The sequence below is a fragment of the Bacillus cereus group sp. N11 genome (genome assembly GCF_016483605.1).
GTDB classification, from domain to species: Bacteria; Bacillota; Bacilli; order Bacillales; family Bacillaceae_G; genus Bacillus_A; species Bacillus_A toyonensis.
This window is the reverse complement of record NZ_JAEHBN010000001.1, coordinates 299,503-313,142: the sequence shown is the minus strand read 5'-3', so window position 1 is coordinate 313,142 and position 13,640 is coordinate 299,503. Positions and strand designations below refer to the sequence as shown.

Sequence of the window (13,640 nt, the reverse complement as noted above, 5' to 3'; positions counted from 1 at the left end):
AACACACTTTATTATACAAAGTGTGTTTTTTTGTTCGAAAAGATTACATACGAACAATAACAGAACCGCCAGCTGGTGCGCAAACTTGATTTTTTTCTTGTTCCATTGATTTTATTAATTGATTATTTTCTTCGATTAATGAGATTAATTTAGCTAACTGACTTTCAAGGCTAGCGATGCGCTGCATCATATATTGAGAATCGTGATGCAGTGTATTTCTTACGGAATGGGGGGAGTAAGCATATTGTTGATTTATATTTGGATTCCAATGAGGATACATTTGAATCGTTCCTCCTTCAATGAATAACTGATCTTTCTTATAGTAAATGCCTATGTAGAGGTAATGGTGACTTGAAAATTCTTTCATATAAAGAGGATTAAATAGGGGGAATGGAAAAGTAATAAAGTACATTTTTTGGAAATTTTCAAGTGGGATAGAAAATATATTAGGAAATAGCAACAATCATGTAAATATTATATTGGGAGAAATGATGAGAGGAGATGCTATTTTGGCTAATAATAAAAAAAGAAATAATGCGATGACAATTGGTGTCGCTATAGGCGTTGTAATCGGCGTAGTACCTGGCTTATTTACTGATAATGTAGTAATTGGAATTGCGATTGGGATTGTAATTGGAATGGGGATTGCGGTTTTGAAGAAGGAATGAGGTGCAAATTATTAAAATGAAATAATGTAAAAATTCCTAATTAAAAAGATTGAATTTTCGGAATAAAAAACCTATTTTTCCTTTTTTTATGATATTATATATAAAAAGGATGGTGATGGATATGTCAATAAACAATCCAGCAGAACAAAACTGCTTCATTTGTGAAAAACATAAAGGAAACATTATAGTTCCAGGTGGCGCTATTTATGAAGACGATCTTATATACGTTGGACATGTCCATTGGGATACAGAAGAAACATATCTTGGTTACGTAATGATTGATATAAAAAGGCATGTACCTGGTCTTGCTGAATTAAATGAAGATGAGGCGAAAGCATTTGGACTTATAACAAGTAGAATAAGTAAAGCGCTAACAGAAAACGAAGGTGCAGAACATATTTACACGTTTGTTTCGGGTAATGGTGTACCGCATTTGCATATGCATATTATTCCCCGTTATCCGGATACACCAAGAGAATTTTGGTCGCCTACTGAAGTAGCAAATTGGACTGGTGCACCATATGGAGGTTCTGAAGAAATTAAAAAACTATGTGAAAGAATACGAAAGTATATGGTAAATGAGTATGCATACAACAAATAATAACCAATATTCATGGGTTGGAAATACGGAAATGTGTTTAGGGGAAATCTCAGTTAAGCAATATGATGACATTGTACTTGGTAAATACGGTGGGAATATAAGTGCCGGAGCAAAAAAGAATGAAGACGGTACGTTAGTTTGGTCAAATGATGATTGGGAATTTGCAGCTATTTTAGACGGGCATAATAGCGCAGAAAGTGTTGATTTAGTTATACATACAATCGAAAAAGAATATGAAAATATAAAAATAATGATGAATGAACGAATTGAAACAGTTTTTCAATCAGTTGCAAATCATATACTTACAATTTTTCAATCCTCCTCATTTAAAGAAAAGTGCAAAAGAGTTAAAGGTGAAACAGCTTTTTTACTATGTGTAAGAAAAGAAAACTATATATGGTGGCTATCTATTGGAGACTGTCTCGTTTATGTATTTCATGATGAATTACATAAATTAGGGCAATACGCACTAAATCAACGTCATTTTTACGAATGGATTGGCAATGTAAATACATTTGAATTACCTGTACCTTGCTATTCATCAGGAATTCGTGAATTACGTACTGGCAACAATCGAATTGTAATGGTGACAGATGGGGTATTAGAATGTGGGGAACGTCGTTATGAAACGCCATTAAATCTGTATAACGATATGAATGAAAATAAGATAGAGCTTAAAGAAAATGTTCAAAATGTTTTAGAACACGTGCATCATCAATTGGGGCGAGATAGTGCAACAATTATTAGTTGGGATGTTGAAAATAAAAAGAATGCTACGTATCCGAGTGATCAGCCGGAGAAAATGAAAGTAAGAAAATAAAAGGAGGGGGGTCCGTCAATTACAAAAATGGCTCTATTAATTTTATAGGTACTATCCATATTCGCTTATGAAAGAATAGCAAGAAAAAAGTTAAACATCCTGAAACAAAAAGGATGAGAAATAGATTGTTGTTGTACAATACATAAAACATGTCTTGATAAAACTACTACTTAAGCATAAAGAAAATGAAAACATTATCGAAACATGGAAAAATTATATAGTCTACTTTATTAAAAATATAATTAATTTAATAGGAGGGAATGCAATGGGCAACTCTACTATTTGGATTATAGTTATTAGTATGATAATTGGAGGATATTTTTTAGAAAAGTTTTTAAGAAGAAAATTAAATATGCCAAAGGGCAATGTTTGGATATATAAGCATGTAAATAGTTTACATGTAAAATTAGAAATAGGTCTTTTTATCGTATATCTTATATTAAGTTTTATTTATCTGTTCAAAGCAGAAAATGCTAATATAGGAATTGTTGTACTTATTTATTTTGGAGCAATTTCCTTATTACGCGTATGGATGGAATGGAAGTATAACAGAGAGACAAAGGAATATATTCTTTCTATAATTGGATTCTTTGCATTTGTTTTTATGGTTTCAATGTTGTTTTATTTTGATCCTCTTTCTACATATTGATATCGTTTGGGTTTTTAATGATGAATATTTAATAAGAGTAGCCACCATTATTTATCTTGATAGTTACTCTTTTTATTTACATCTTCCTAAAACTCCTCAAAACAAGAAATTCCCACAATCTCCAAGGAAGAATCTTCTTCGCAAAAATCATAAATTTCACACTTTTTCCAATTGGATATCGTAAATTAGTACGCTTTGCTTCAGCAATTTCAACGATTTTATTAGCAACGTCTATCGGATTACCAAATGTATCACTACCGCTATTAATATGTTTTTGTATTTTATCCATATATTCTTTGTAAGGAGATGTTGTATCAGATTGGTTTCCAGCTAGTTGTTTACCAACCTCCCATATGTTTGTGTTATAAGAACCTGGTTCAAGTAAAGCAACATCAATTCCGAAAGGTTTTACTTCTAAGCGAAGGGATTCACTCCAGCCTTCTAATGCATATTTTGAAGATACATAAGGAGATAAACCAGGGAATCCAACTTGGCCGCTAATGCTGCTTATATTAATGATTTTTCCACTTTTTTGTTCTCTCATATATGGTAAAACAAGCTGAGTGATTGATATAGCGCCAAAAAGATTCGTTTCAAATTGTTTACGATATTCCTCTACTAGAATTTCTTCTACAAATCCTCCATTTGCATATCCTGCATTGTTTATAAGGAGGTCTACTCTATTAATTTCTTTTAAAAACAATTGGAAGTTATGTATAGAGTTTTGATTTGTTACATCTAATTGTTGAATTTTTATGTTTTGTTGTAAGTTTAGTTTAGTAGCTTGAGATAGTAAGTTTACTTGTTTTTCAAGGTTTCGCATTGTAGCAATGACAATATAGTCTTTTTTTGCTAGTTCAAGTGTCGTTAATAGTCCGAATCCACTTGATGCTCCTGTAATAACCGCGATTTTTTTATTCATTGGTCGCTCGCTTTCTTTTTCTTTTATCATAACGAGTTATAGGAATAAAATCTATTAATGATACATGTTGTTTTAATAAGATTATATGATAAAGTGCTTTAGTTTTTTCATTTATATATGTATTGGAATGATTTAAAAAGGGAATTGTGTAGACTCAGCGTATATAGAGAAGTAAGTATTATATAAGCCAATGAAATGAGGGAAGAAAAATGGTCCATGTGAAAGACGTATTAGCAGATCAGTTGTTAGCAAATGCGAATGATCCTAGTTGGTATATGCCATTTTCAGATGCAGTGAAGGATTTATCTGAGAGAGAAGCTTTCTGGAAACCGAATGAAGAAAGTAATAGTATAGCAGAAATTGTACAACATTTACTGTATTGGAACTCAACGTGGCAAACTAGGTATAAAGAATCAAATGTTAATGCGGTACCCGCTATTGGTGACAATAACAAAAGCTTTATGCTATCAGATAATCAAACATTTGAAGAGTTAAGGGAAAAATTATTAGAGAAATTGTTACAATGGCAAAATCTCATTAATGAAGACAAGGTTGAAAGTGATGTAGTTGGATTTCCTGTATCCGCGAAGTGGTGGGAAGTGCTAGGTAATGTAACTACTCATAATGCGTATCATATTGGTCAAATTATTTACATCCGGAAACTACAAAAAAGTTTTGATAGTGAATAAGGGAATGATTCTCTAGTAAGGTGAACAAAAGTGGACAAAACGAGACAGCTGTCTCGCTTTGTCCATTTTTTTATTTTTAAAAAGAAGAGAAAGTCTATTAAATCAAGGTTAGAATTTGGCACGCTTCTTGCAACATAAAAGATGAACAAGAAAATAGGAGGGCTGGACATGTTAAAAACAACTGAAAGTAAAGGGAATGAAATTACGAAAGAACAAGCTCGCTGGATGTATGAAAAAATGTTAGAGATTCGTAAATTTGAAGATAAGGTACATGAATTGTTCGCGCAAGGTGTTTTACCAGGTTTCGTTCATTTATATGCTGGAGAAGAAGCGGTAGCAGTTGGTGTATGTGCCCACTTAACGGATAGTGACAGTATTACAAGTACACATAGAGGTCACGGACATTGTATTGCAAAAGGTTGTGATTTAAATGGTATGATGGCTGAACTTTTCGGGAAAGCGACAGGATTATGTAAAGGTAAAGGCGGTTCCATGCATATTGCCGATTTAGATAAAGGAATGCTTGGTGCGAATGGCATTGTAGGCGGGGGTTTCCCACTTGCTTGCGGTTCAGCATTAACAGCTAAATATAAAGGAACGAAAGATGTAAGTGTTTGCTTCTTCGGTGACGGAGCAAATAATGAAGGAACATTCCATGAAGGGGTTAATTTAGCGGCGATTTGGAAGTTACCAGTTATTTTTATCGCTGAAAATAATGGTTACGGTGAAGCAACTACATTTGAATATGCTTCAAGTTGTGATTCTATTGCTGATCGTGCAAAAGCATATAACATTCCGGGAGTTCAAGTAGATGGAAAAGATTTACTAGCGGTATATAAAGCAGCGGAAGAGGCTGTTGAACGTGCACGTAATGGCGGTGGCCCAACTTTAATTGAATGTATGACATATCGTAATTACGGCCATTTCGAAGGAGAAGCACAAACGTATAAAACTTCAGAAGAAAAAGAAGAACATTTAAATGAAAAAGATGCGATTGTGAATTTCCGTAAGCATTTAATTCATGAAGGTTTATTAACGGAATCTGAACTTGTTAATATGGAAAAAGCAGTAGATGAAGCAGTGCAACGATCAATTGATTTTAGTGAAAATAGTCCATATCCAGAGGATGAAGAATTATTAAAAGATGTATACGTTTCTTACAAATAAGAGGAGGGTGAAAAATAATGACTAGAACAGTAAGTATGTCAACTGCTATCAATGAAGCGATGAAAATATCAATGCACCGTGATGAAAATGTAATTTTAATAGGTGAAGACGTTGCGGGTGGTGCACAAGTTGATCATTTGCAAGATGATGAAGCGTGGGGCGGTGTTCTTGGCGTTACGAAAGGGCTTGTACAAGAATTTGGCCGAAATCGTATTTTAGATACACCAATTTCTGAAGCTGGTTATATGGGAGCTGCGATGGCAGCGGCGGCAACGGGATTACGTCCGATCGCTGAATTAATGTTTAATGATTTTATCGGTAGTTGTCTTGATCAAGTTTTAAACCAAGGTGCAAAATTCCGTTACATGTTTGGTGGAAAAGCAAAAGTACCAGTTACAATTCGTACGATGCATGGTGCTGGATTTAGCGCAGCAGCTCAGCATTCTCAAAGTTTATACGCGTTATTTACGAGCATTCCAGGTATTAAAGTTATCGTTCCGTCCACCCCGTATGATGCAAAAGGCTTATTATTAGCGGCAATTGAAGATGATGATCCAGTAATCTTCTTTGAAGATAAAACACTTTACAATATGAAAGGTGAAGTGCCAGAAGGATATTATACAATTCCTTTAGGAAAAGCAGATATTAAACGGGAAGGCTCTCATATAACGATTGTCGCAATTGGGAAGCAAGTTCATACTGCGCTTGCGGCTGCGGAGCAATTATCGAAAAAAGGACTTGAGGTAGAAATTATTGATCCACGCTCTTTATCACCGCTTGACGAAGATACAATTTTAGCATCTGTTGAAAAAACAAATCGTCTTATCGTTATTGATGAAGCAAACCCAAGATGTAGTATCGCAACAGACATTGCAGCAATTGTAGCGGATAAAGGGTTCGATTTATTAGATGCACCTATTAAACGAATTACAGCACCACATACACCAGTTCCGTTCTCACCACCACTTGAAAAACTATATTTACCAACGCCAGAGAAAGTAATTGAAACGGTATCAGAAATGATTGGGGACCGTTCTTTATTGAATGTGTAATGAAACGATGAGAAGGGAGAGAGAAATATGGCTGTAGAAGTTGTAATGCCGAAATTAGGAATGGCGATGAAAGAAGGTATTATTACGAGTTGGAATATTAAAGCGGGTGATAATGTAGCAAAAGGAGAATTAATTGCTAGTATTAATTCTGAAAAAATCGAAACAGAAATAGAAGCACCCGCTGATGGAACGGTACTGGATATAGCTGTAAGTGAAGATGAAGGAGTTCCACCTGGTACTGTAATATGTTACATCGGAAAACCAAATGAACAGGTATCGGTAAATGAAACCGTAAATGCTACAGAAGAATCAATACCGAAAGTAGAACCTCAAAATGAACAACATCCTGAACCGTACGCGGAAGAAAGATCAAAGAAACAAAGAATAAAAATATCTCCTGTAGCAAAGAAAATGGCAACAGTTGAAAATCTTGAAATTTCCACATTAATAGGAACAGGTCCTGGTGGGAGAATTACAAAGGCAGATGTATTAAAAGTACTTGAAGAAAAAGTTGCTACCCCAGAAACGTTTGTAAAAGAAGAAAGTAAAATAATCCCTATTACCGGTATGCGGAAAGCAATCGCAAATCGGATGCAAGCAAGCCTCCAAAATAGCGCACAATTGACATTAACGATGAAAGTAGATGTTACGGATTTAGTTGCTTTACATAAAGAAATAGCGGAAGTTGTACAAAAACGGTACGATAACAAACTAACCATTACTGATTTCGTTTCTCGTGCTGTTGTATTAGCGCTTCAGGAGCATAAGGAAATGAACAGCACTTATATAGATGATGCAATCCATCAATTTGAACATGTTCATTTAGGTATGGCAGTGGCGTTAGAAAATGGCTTAGTCGTTCCGGCTATTCGCTTTGCAAATAATCTATCTTTAATAGAGTTATCTAAAGAGATTAAAAATGTGGCACAAAAGGCACGAACAGGTAGTTTAAGTAGTGATGGTATGAAAGGAACGACATTTACAATTAGTAATTTAGGAAGCTTTGGTATCGAATATTTTACGCCAGTATTAAATACACCTGAAACTGGTATTTTAGGTGTAGGTGCAATTGAACATGTTCCAGTATATAAAGGAAAGAAAATAAAAAAAGGTAGTATGTTACCTTTAAGTTTAACATTTGATCATCGTGTACTAGACGGTGTACCAGCAGCTGCATTTTTACGCACAATTAAACAATACTTAGAAGAACCGGTAACAATTCTTTTATAAAGAGAAGGTGAGAGAATGAATAAATTAGTAGTTATTGGAGGCGGACCCGCTGGATATGTGGCGGCAATTACCGCAGCTCAAACTGGGAAAGATGTCACTCTTATTGATGAAGCTGATCTTGGTGGAACTTGTTTAAATGTCGGGTGCATGCCTACGAAATCTTTGTTAGAAAGTGCTGAAGTATACAATATTGTTAATCATGCGCAACGTTTTGGTGTATTAGTAGACAAACGAAGTATATCAATTGATTGGAATCAAATACAGACGAGAAAATCACAAATTGTTGTGCAGCTCGTACAAGGAATACAATATTTAATGAAGAAAAATAAAATTAAAGTTATAAAGGGGAAAGGGAAATTTGAAACGGATCATCGTCTGCGAGTTATGCAGGGGAATAAGGAAGCAATAGTGGTTGGAGAACAATTCATTATTGCGGCAGGTTCAGAACCTACTGAATTACCTTTTGCTCCATTCGACGGGGAATGGATTTTAAATAGTAGTCATGCGATGTCTCTTGAAAACATACCAGCTTCATTACTTATTGTTGGGGGCGGCGTAATAGGTTGCGAATTTGCTAGTATATATAGTCGTCTTGGAACGAAAGTAATGATTGTTGAAATGGCACCGCAATTACTACCTGGTGAGGATGAAGATATCGCAAGCATTTTAAGAGAGAAACTAGAAAATGATGGTGTAGAAATTTTCACAGGAGCAGCTTTAAAGGGATTAAACAATTATAAGAAACAGGCTTCGTTTGAATACGAAGGAAGTATGCATGAAGTAACTCCAGAATTTGTTCTCGTTTCTGTTGGTAGAAAACCTCGTGTACAAGATTTAGGATTAGAAAAAGCAGGAGTTCAATTTTCAAATAAAGGGATTACTGTAAATGAGCATATGCAAACGAACGTATCACATATTTACGCAGCCGGTGATATTATTGGAGGAATACAGCTTGCTCACGTAGCCTTTCATGAAGGAACGACAGCGGCATTACATGTGAGCGGAGAAGATGTGAAAGTAAACTATCATGCTGTGCCTCGTTGTATATACACAGCTCCAGAAATAGCTAGCGTCGGTTTAAGTGAAAAAGGTGCAAGAGAACAATATGGTGATATTCTTATCGGAGAATTTCCTTTTACAGCGAACGGAAAAGCTCTTATTTTAGGAGAACAAATGGGGAAAGTAAAAGTCATTGTGGAACCTAAATATCAAGAAATTGTAGGGATTTCTATTATCGGTCCTCGTGCAACTGAACTAATTGGTCAAGGCACCGTAATGATTCATACAGAAGTTACCGCTGATATTATGAGAGGTTATATTGCAGCACATCCAACTTTATCTGAGGCAATTCATGAAGCTTTATTGCAGGCGGTAGGACATGCTGTACATGTTTAAATGAAAATATAATAAACCACTATTCTCTAAATGAATGAGAGAATAGTGGTTTGAATTTTTACTATTTAATTTCAATAGCTGAAGTTATATCGTTCCAATCAGCAGCTAAATTAGCAGTTTTACCATACCAATCAGCGTGTTTAAATAAAACACCTTTTCCATATCCTTGTGTAGAAGTATGCTCCCAAAGTGTCGTTGAATAACTTGCAGATGGTGACGCTGTACTTACAGAAGAAATTCTGTCGTTCCAGCTAGATGGTAAGTTTTTAAAGCCGCTGCTCCAGTAAATATATTGGCCACCTTTATCTTTATGTTCATAAAAATCAGTACTACCAGCACCACTACCTAAAGGATTAATTTTATTTTTAAGTACTTTTTTATCTTTTTCAATATAAGCATCCAATGTTTCTCTACTAGTAAAACCATAAGCTAGCCAATCTCCATTTTCATTTTGCTCTGGTAATACCATAGTAATTTGGATGTCTTTCTTATCCTGATCACTTAATTTTGCAAATGAAGTAACATTCTGTTCATCCACTTTTAAATAATCAAATGACTTAATTGTGTTACCTTTTTCTTCAGCACTTGCTACGCCTAGTCCGCCAGTTAATGCAAAACCCGCTACTAATGTTCCTGCTACTAATTTCTTCAACATATAACCATCCCTTTTTGTTTAGATTTTTGTACAGGTGAATCTTGTACAACTAAAATGTATTCTAATTTCTTATTTTTGTAAATATTCTGAAGTTTTAGAAATAATAGGCGGAATATTTACATTTTTACATTTTTTCTTTAGAAAAAATGGTTATTGGAATGATATAATAAGCGGATACATTGCTTTTCTTGGATGATAAAATGTTTTAGGAGAGATGTAATTGAAATATTTCACAAAAGATTGGTATAAAGAAATGCAAATTTCAGGATTTGTGCATTTCATAGAGTCAATAGAAGAATGGAAAGACATAGATCCCGATTATATACAAAGTTTGAAAGACGAAGTAGAAGAAAGGAAAGAAGATTTATTACACTATCTTCCTGAAACACTACATCCATACATTCATAACAACATGTTTGATTCAGTATATCTACCTAATGAATTAAAGAAACTTTTGTTAGAGTGGACAGCAGATTATGAGGCAAGAATGGAACAATTAGATCAATCATACTTAAAACATTTTAATTCCATTAAGAAAAAACTTCCGTCTCATGTCGCTCAGCTACATGAGATGTCACTACATGATAGTGTCATTAAAGTAGTAAAGAGAAAATCAGAAGATACTTTGTCTATCGTATTAGATTGCAGTGGTACTTTTAGTGAATTTGATAAACTTGAAGTGACTTTTATAGGAGTAACAAAGTGTTCTATGCCAGAAAACTTTGAAAGTGCTTGGTGGCTATATCATGAAATAGCTCTTACTGAAGATGGTTTTGAACTAGGTGTTTTATTTGACTATCCATTTAGAGAAGTGACGATTTGTGCAGCAGATGTATTCCTTGAGAAAAAATGATTAAGTTACATGTATATTAACTAATAATAAAGAGAGTTCCTTTAGATGGTATTTACAAGTTCAACAATAAAAAAACAGTCAATAAAGACTGTTTTTTTTATTTTGATGCTAGATTCTCAAGCTTCCAATATGTATTTGTTAATGGAGCAACTTTACTATCAATATACAAATACATGTTATTTAAGTCTTTAGGAGAAGTTTTCATTTCAAATACAACGTCAGTAGTTAAAGAAAATTTGTGTGGAACATTTTTATAGTGCTCGTCATCTATCGGATGAGCTTCACCTTCATATTTCTGACCAGTTTTTTCATCTTGTATGAAATATTTTATTTTCGAAAGATCAATAGTTTGTCCATCGTCTCGAACATTATTAATCATAACACGAGTAGTAAGGCGCCACTCTTTGTCTATTTTTTCAAATTTTGCATTTTCAACTGTTGCTCTATAGTATTCGTTTTTAACTATTTCTCCATAGTGCATTGCATTTTTTTCGAGAGTGCTTTTTTCTTGTTTTGGTGTAGTATTGCTATTACATCCTGTTAATATTCCTGTAAATAATAATGCTGTACAAGTTACTTTAATTAAAGATTTCATAGTAATTCCTTTCTGTATTAAAAAGTAAAACATAGGAATAATTTTACATGAGTAAGGAAATAAATAGAAGTCTTTTAGTAGAATATGCAAATGTGCATTTATTTTATGTAAAGTTAACAAAATAGAAAAAGAGAGAAAACCTGCATAAAGACGGAAGAAAAAGGATTGAAAATATTGTGAAACGGAAGAAACGTGCATATAATTAACATAAAGTTCAAATTTCTGAATCTTCAATAACGGTGGTGATAACATGTTTACTGAAGAACGTCGGGAGAAAATTTTAGAACTACTTAGTACAGATGGAAGAGTAATCGCAAAGGATATTGCGGAAAGATTTGATATGTCTATTGATTCTATAAGAAGAGATTTGTCTATTATGGAAAAGGATGGTTTATTAAAAAGAACGCACGGAGGTGCAATTGAACTTACGCGAGTGAGGAACTTAGCTGCGGAACCAGCTAAACGTTATAGTGATAGCTCAATATATGAGGACACAATTGCAAAGGTTGCGGCATTATATATACAAGAAGGTGATTCAATTTTTATTGGTGGGACTTCCATTCATAATGCTATGCTGAAATATTTACCGGAAGTATCATTTACAGTTATTACGAATTCTATAGAAATAGCGGGTCATCTAAGAGAATATAAGAATATTGATACGTATTTAATTGGCGGAAAAGTAAAACCTTCAGGAAATATTACTGATACACTTGCCTCTGAATTGATAAGTAGATTTTCTATTGATCTTTATTTCTCTACAGGTGGAGGCATTTCATTACAAGGTATTAGCACTGCAACACCTGAAGTTGCTTATTTTAGTAAAAGAGTAAGTGAAATTGCTAGAAGAAATATTTGTTTAGCTCCGCATAATAAACTTGGAATAGATTGTTTTATAAGAGGAGAGTCTCTAAAAGAAATTGACCTTATTATAACTGACGAAAAGGCTAGTAAAGAAACTGTTCAGGACTTTGAGAAACAAGGTAAACAAGTTGTAATAGCGCCATTATATTCATTTGAAAGGAGTTTGACATGATTGTAAAAGAGCAAGAGTTTCATATAAATGGATTAACTTATACAATTCGTTCTGCAGCTGAGAAAGATGCTGACCAGTTATCGAAAATTAGAGTTCAGATTGATGGAGAAACTGAAAATATGGATAGAGATGCTGGAGAGGGATTTATAGATGACCTAGGGTTTCAAAAAATAATAAAAACAGATAGTGAAGAGACGAAGAATCTCTTTTTAGTTGCAGAAGTGCACAATCGAATCGTTGGATTTTCAAGGTGTGAAGGATCAAATTTTAAGAGATTATCTCATAAAGTGGAGTTTGGTGTTTGCATTTTAAAAGAGTTTTGGGGATATAGAATGGGTAAGAGCCTATTACAACAATCTATTAAATGGGCTGACGAAAATGCAGTAAATAAAATATCTTTACAAGTATTAGAGACAAACGAGAAAGCTATTCATCTTTATAAAAAATTAGGTTTTGAAGTAGAAGGCATTTTGAAAAATGACAAAAGACTATCGGATGGAAAGTATTATAATACGGTAGTGATGGGAAGGTTTACTGATACTTTTCATAAAAGAGGTGAAGAAGTATGTTTTACAGAAGGAAGTACTATGTAGTGAAAAATGAATTCATAGAAGTATTTAATGATCATTTCAATAACACAAACTTACCTAATCAATTAAAGCATGGTTCTAGGCTAATAGGACGCTGGATGAAAGATAATAAGAATGGTACGTCTGAAGTATTTGCCATATGGGAATATGATAGTTATGAACAGTATAAAGAAATAGAATCGAAAATTAGAAGTGACGAGATGCATGTTAGAAGAATACATGAATGGTATGAAAACTATGGCGGGAAAGAATATGTTTTACAAGAGTACATAGTAGAGATGAAAAATGAAGAGTTAGTATGTACTGTAAAATAATGGGGGTTAAGACTAATGCAGGTCAGAACGAAATTATATATTAGTTTATCAGCCGCTATTTTATTTGCAATAGCCGTGATTGTTTTCTTTATAAATGGTAATCCACAAAAATGGTTTTGGTTATGTATTTTCTTTGCGTCTATTATACAAAATATAGTGCTACTAAAAAAGAATAAAGAAATGCATTAAAATATTCAAATTATTAACATATTTGTGTCGTCTTTCTAGTTGTATTGAAAACGCTTTTATTCAGTTTTATAATAAAAGTATGTTTTATAAAGTGAAACTTTAATCAGTGGAGGTGTTATTCATCCCTCACTAATTATTAGTTAAACCAATCAGGCTTTAACGGGCAGCCTGACCCCCACCTAACTTCTTTGCTCTAGCTGAATTTTGAGGTGGGG

The 13,640-nt window shown here is 33.8% G+C and carries 18 protein-coding genes; 14 read left to right on the top strand and 4 right to left on the bottom strand.

The window, feature by feature from the left end; genetic code table 11:
• Window positions 1-43: 43 nt before the first annotated feature.
• Window positions 44-280 (bottom strand): hypothetical protein, encoded by a 237-nt coding sequence (locus tag JDS98_RS01610; protein WP_142345907.1) that lies wholly within the window; start codon window positions 278-280, stop codon window positions 44-46.
• A 211-nt stretch (window positions 281-491) separates the two neighbouring features.
• Here JDS98_RS01610 and JDS98_RS01605 point away from each other — a divergent pair, with 211 nt between their 5' ends.
• The 4 genes from JDS98_RS01605 to JDS98_RS01590 all read left to right on the top strand — a co-directional run bounded on the left by JDS98_RS01605 (window position 492) and on the right by JDS98_RS01590 (window position 2,738).
• Window positions 492-668, top strand: a complete 177-nt coding sequence (locus tag JDS98_RS01605; protein ID WP_001213777.1) for a glycine zipper domain-containing protein — start codon at window positions 492-494, stop codon at window positions 666-668.
• 115 nt (window positions 669-783) lie between these two features.
• Window positions 784-1,269 (top strand): HIT family protein, encoded by a 486-nt coding sequence (locus JDS98_RS01600; RefSeq protein WP_098144842.1) that lies wholly within the window; start codon window positions 784-786, stop codon window positions 1,267-1,269.
• A complete protein-coding gene (locus JDS98_RS01595) occupies window positions 1,247-2,089 on the top strand; it encodes a PP2C family serine/threonine-protein phosphatase (RefSeq protein WP_199633475.1) in 843 nt (280 codons plus the stop codon). Before JDS98_RS01600 ends, JDS98_RS01595 begins: the two co-directional genes overlap by 23 nt.
• Window positions 2,090-2,354: 265 nt before the next feature.
• Window positions 2,355-2,738, top strand: a complete 384-nt coding sequence (locus JDS98_RS01590) for a DUF4181 domain-containing protein (RefSeq protein ID WP_000528453.1) — start codon at window positions 2,355-2,357, stop codon at window positions 2,736-2,738.
• 76 nt (window positions 2,739-2,814) lie between these two features.
• Here the strand turns inward: JDS98_RS01590 and JDS98_RS01585 are convergent, their stop codons facing one another.
• Complete coding sequence (locus JDS98_RS01585) at window positions 2,815-3,660, bottom strand: oxidoreductase (RefSeq protein WP_206772960.1); 846 nt, start codon at window positions 3,658-3,660, stop codon at window positions 2,815-2,817.
• Window positions 3,661-3,869: 209 nt separating this feature from the next.
• On the opposite strand from JDS98_RS01585, the gene JDS98_RS01580 reads away from it, so the two are divergent.
• The 5 genes from JDS98_RS01580 to lpdA all read left to right on the top strand — a co-directional run bounded on the left by JDS98_RS01580 (window position 3,870) and on the right by lpdA (window position 9,193).
• Window positions 3,870-4,349, top strand: a complete 480-nt coding sequence (locus JDS98_RS01580) for a DinB family protein (RefSeq protein ID WP_000233795.1) — start codon at window positions 3,870-3,872, stop codon at window positions 4,347-4,349.
• A 168-nt stretch (window positions 4,350-4,517) separates the two neighbouring features.
• Complete coding sequence (gene acoA, locus JDS98_RS01575; protein ID WP_199633474.1) at window positions 4,518-5,516, top strand: acetoin:2,6-dichlorophenolindophenol oxidoreductase subunit alpha; 999 nt, start codon at window positions 4,518-4,520, stop codon at window positions 5,514-5,516.
• A 17-nt stretch (window positions 5,517-5,533) separates the two neighbouring features.
• On the top strand, window positions 5,534-6,568 hold the full coding sequence (gene acoB / locus JDS98_RS01570) for an acetoin:2,6-dichlorophenolindophenol oxidoreductase subunit beta (RefSeq protein WP_000198876.1): 1,035 nt from the start codon (window positions 5,534-5,536) through the stop codon (window positions 6,566-6,568).
• 27 nt (window positions 6,569-6,595) lie between these two features.
• Window positions 6,596-7,798 carry a dihydrolipoamide acetyltransferase family protein gene (locus JDS98_RS01565; protein WP_199633473.1) on the top strand — a complete coding sequence of 401 codons (1,203 nt, stop codon included), beginning with the start codon at window positions 6,596-6,598 and terminating at the stop codon, window positions 7,796-7,798.
• Window positions 7,799-7,813: 15 nt separating this feature from the next.
• Entirely contained in the window at window positions 7,814-9,193 is a 1,380-nt protein-coding gene (gene lpdA, locus JDS98_RS01560) for a dihydrolipoyl dehydrogenase (RefSeq protein WP_199633472.1), read from the top strand.
• A gap of 61 nt (window positions 9,194-9,254) precedes the next feature.
• Here the strand turns inward: lpdA and JDS98_RS01555 are convergent, their stop codons facing one another.
• Complete coding sequence (locus tag JDS98_RS01555) at window positions 9,255-9,848, bottom strand: hypothetical protein (RefSeq protein WP_000914451.1); 594 nt, start codon at window positions 9,846-9,848, stop codon at window positions 9,255-9,257.
• Between the two features lie 220 nt (window positions 9,849-10,068).
• Between JDS98_RS01555 and JDS98_RS01550 the strand changes: the two genes are divergently transcribed.
• Window positions 10,069-10,701, top strand: coding sequence for a DUF4085 family protein (locus JDS98_RS01550; RefSeq protein WP_199633471.1), 633 nt, complete (start codon window positions 10,069-10,071; stop codon window positions 10,699-10,701).
• 97 nt (window positions 10,702-10,798) lie between these two features.
• On the opposite strand, the gene JDS98_RS01545 is transcribed toward JDS98_RS01550, so the two are convergent.
• The gene (locus JDS98_RS01545; RefSeq protein ID WP_087969368.1) at window positions 10,799-11,296 is read right to left on the bottom strand and encodes a hypothetical protein; all 498 of its coding nucleotides are present in this window, start codon (window positions 11,294-11,296) and stop codon (window positions 10,799-10,801) included.
• 250 nt (window positions 11,297-11,546) lie between these two features.
• Here JDS98_RS01545 and JDS98_RS01540 point away from each other — a divergent pair, with 250 nt between their 5' ends.
• The 4 genes from JDS98_RS01540 to JDS98_RS01525 are packed head-to-tail and all read left to right on the top strand — an operon-like array spanning window position 11,547 to window position 13,425.
• Window positions 11,547-12,332 carry a DeoR/GlpR family DNA-binding transcription regulator gene (locus tag JDS98_RS01540; RefSeq protein WP_000493647.1) on the top strand — a complete coding sequence of 262 codons (786 nt, stop codon included), beginning with the start codon at window positions 11,547-11,549 and terminating at the stop codon, window positions 12,330-12,332.
• Window positions 12,329-12,925 carry a GNAT family N-acetyltransferase gene (locus JDS98_RS01535; RefSeq protein WP_000635670.1) on the top strand — a complete coding sequence of 199 codons (597 nt, stop codon included), beginning with the start codon at window positions 12,329-12,331 and terminating at the stop codon, window positions 12,923-12,925. The genes JDS98_RS01540 and JDS98_RS01535 overlap by 4 nt, the downstream gene beginning before the upstream one ends.
• On the top strand, window positions 12,898-13,236 hold the full coding sequence (locus JDS98_RS01530) for an NIPSNAP family protein (protein WP_000499989.1): 339 nt from the start codon (window positions 12,898-12,900) through the stop codon (window positions 13,234-13,236). Before JDS98_RS01535 ends, JDS98_RS01530 begins: the two co-directional genes overlap by 28 nt.
• 15 nt (window positions 13,237-13,251) lie before the next feature.
• A complete protein-coding gene (locus JDS98_RS01525) occupies window positions 13,252-13,425 on the top strand; it encodes a hypothetical protein (protein ID WP_001198096.1) in 174 nt (57 codons plus the stop codon).
• Window positions 13,426-13,640 lie beyond the last annotated feature (215 nt).

What these genes read in the sequence shown, in the direction of transcription:
- JDS98_RS01610 (WP_142345907.1), bottom strand. Translation starts at nt 280, where the DNA reads ATGTATCCTCATTGGAATCCAAATATAAATCAACAATATGCTTACTCC.
- JDS98_RS01605 (WP_001213777.1), top strand. Translation starts at nt 492, where the DNA reads ATGAGAGGAGATGCTATTTTGGCTAATAATAAAAAAAGAAATAATGCG.
- JDS98_RS01600 (WP_098144842.1), top strand. Translation starts at nt 784, where the DNA reads ATGGATATGTCAATAAACAATCCAGCAGAACAAAACTGCTTCATTTGT.
- JDS98_RS01595 (WP_199633475.1), top strand. Translation starts at nt 1,247, where the DNA reads ATGAGTATGCATACAACAAATAATAACCAATATTCATGGGTTGGAAAT.
- JDS98_RS01590 (WP_000528453.1), top strand. Translation starts at nt 2,355, where the DNA reads ATGGGCAACTCTACTATTTGGATTATAGTTATTAGTATGATAATTGGA.
- JDS98_RS01585 (WP_206772960.1), bottom strand. Translation starts at nt 3,660, where the DNA reads ATGAATAAAAAAATCGCGGTTATTACAGGAGCATCAAGTGGATTCGGA.
- JDS98_RS01580 (WP_000233795.1), top strand. Translation starts at nt 3,870, where the DNA reads ATGGTCCATGTGAAAGACGTATTAGCAGATCAGTTGTTAGCAAATGCG.
- acoA (WP_199633474.1), top strand. Translation starts at nt 4,518, where the DNA reads ATGTTAAAAACAACTGAAAGTAAAGGGAATGAAATTACGAAAGAACAA.
- acoB (WP_000198876.1), top strand. Translation starts at nt 5,534, where the DNA reads ATGACTAGAACAGTAAGTATGTCAACTGCTATCAATGAAGCGATGAAA.
- JDS98_RS01565 (WP_199633473.1), top strand. Translation starts at nt 6,596, where the DNA reads ATGGCTGTAGAAGTTGTAATGCCGAAATTAGGAATGGCGATGAAAGAA.
- lpdA (WP_199633472.1), top strand. Translation starts at nt 7,814, where the DNA reads ATGAATAAATTAGTAGTTATTGGAGGCGGACCCGCTGGATATGTGGCG.
- JDS98_RS01555 (WP_000914451.1), bottom strand. Translation starts at nt 9,848, where the DNA reads ATGTTGAAGAAATTAGTAGCAGGAACATTAGTAGCGGGTTTTGCATTA.
- JDS98_RS01545 (WP_087969368.1), bottom strand. Translation starts at nt 11,296, where the DNA reads ATGAAATCTTTAATTAAAGTAACTTGTACAGCATTATTATTTACAGGA.
- JDS98_RS01540 (WP_000493647.1), top strand. Translation starts at nt 11,547, where the DNA reads ATGTTTACTGAAGAACGTCGGGAGAAAATTTTAGAACTACTTAGTACA.
- JDS98_RS01535 (WP_000635670.1), top strand. Translation starts at nt 12,329, where the DNA reads ATGATTGTAAAAGAGCAAGAGTTTCATATAAATGGATTAACTTATACA.
- JDS98_RS01530 (WP_000499989.1), top strand. Translation starts at nt 12,898, where the DNA reads ATGTTTTACAGAAGGAAGTACTATGTAGTGAAAAATGAATTCATAGAA.
- JDS98_RS01525 (WP_001198096.1), top strand. Translation starts at nt 13,252, where the DNA reads ATGCAGGTCAGAACGAAATTATATATTAGTTTATCAGCCGCTATTTTA.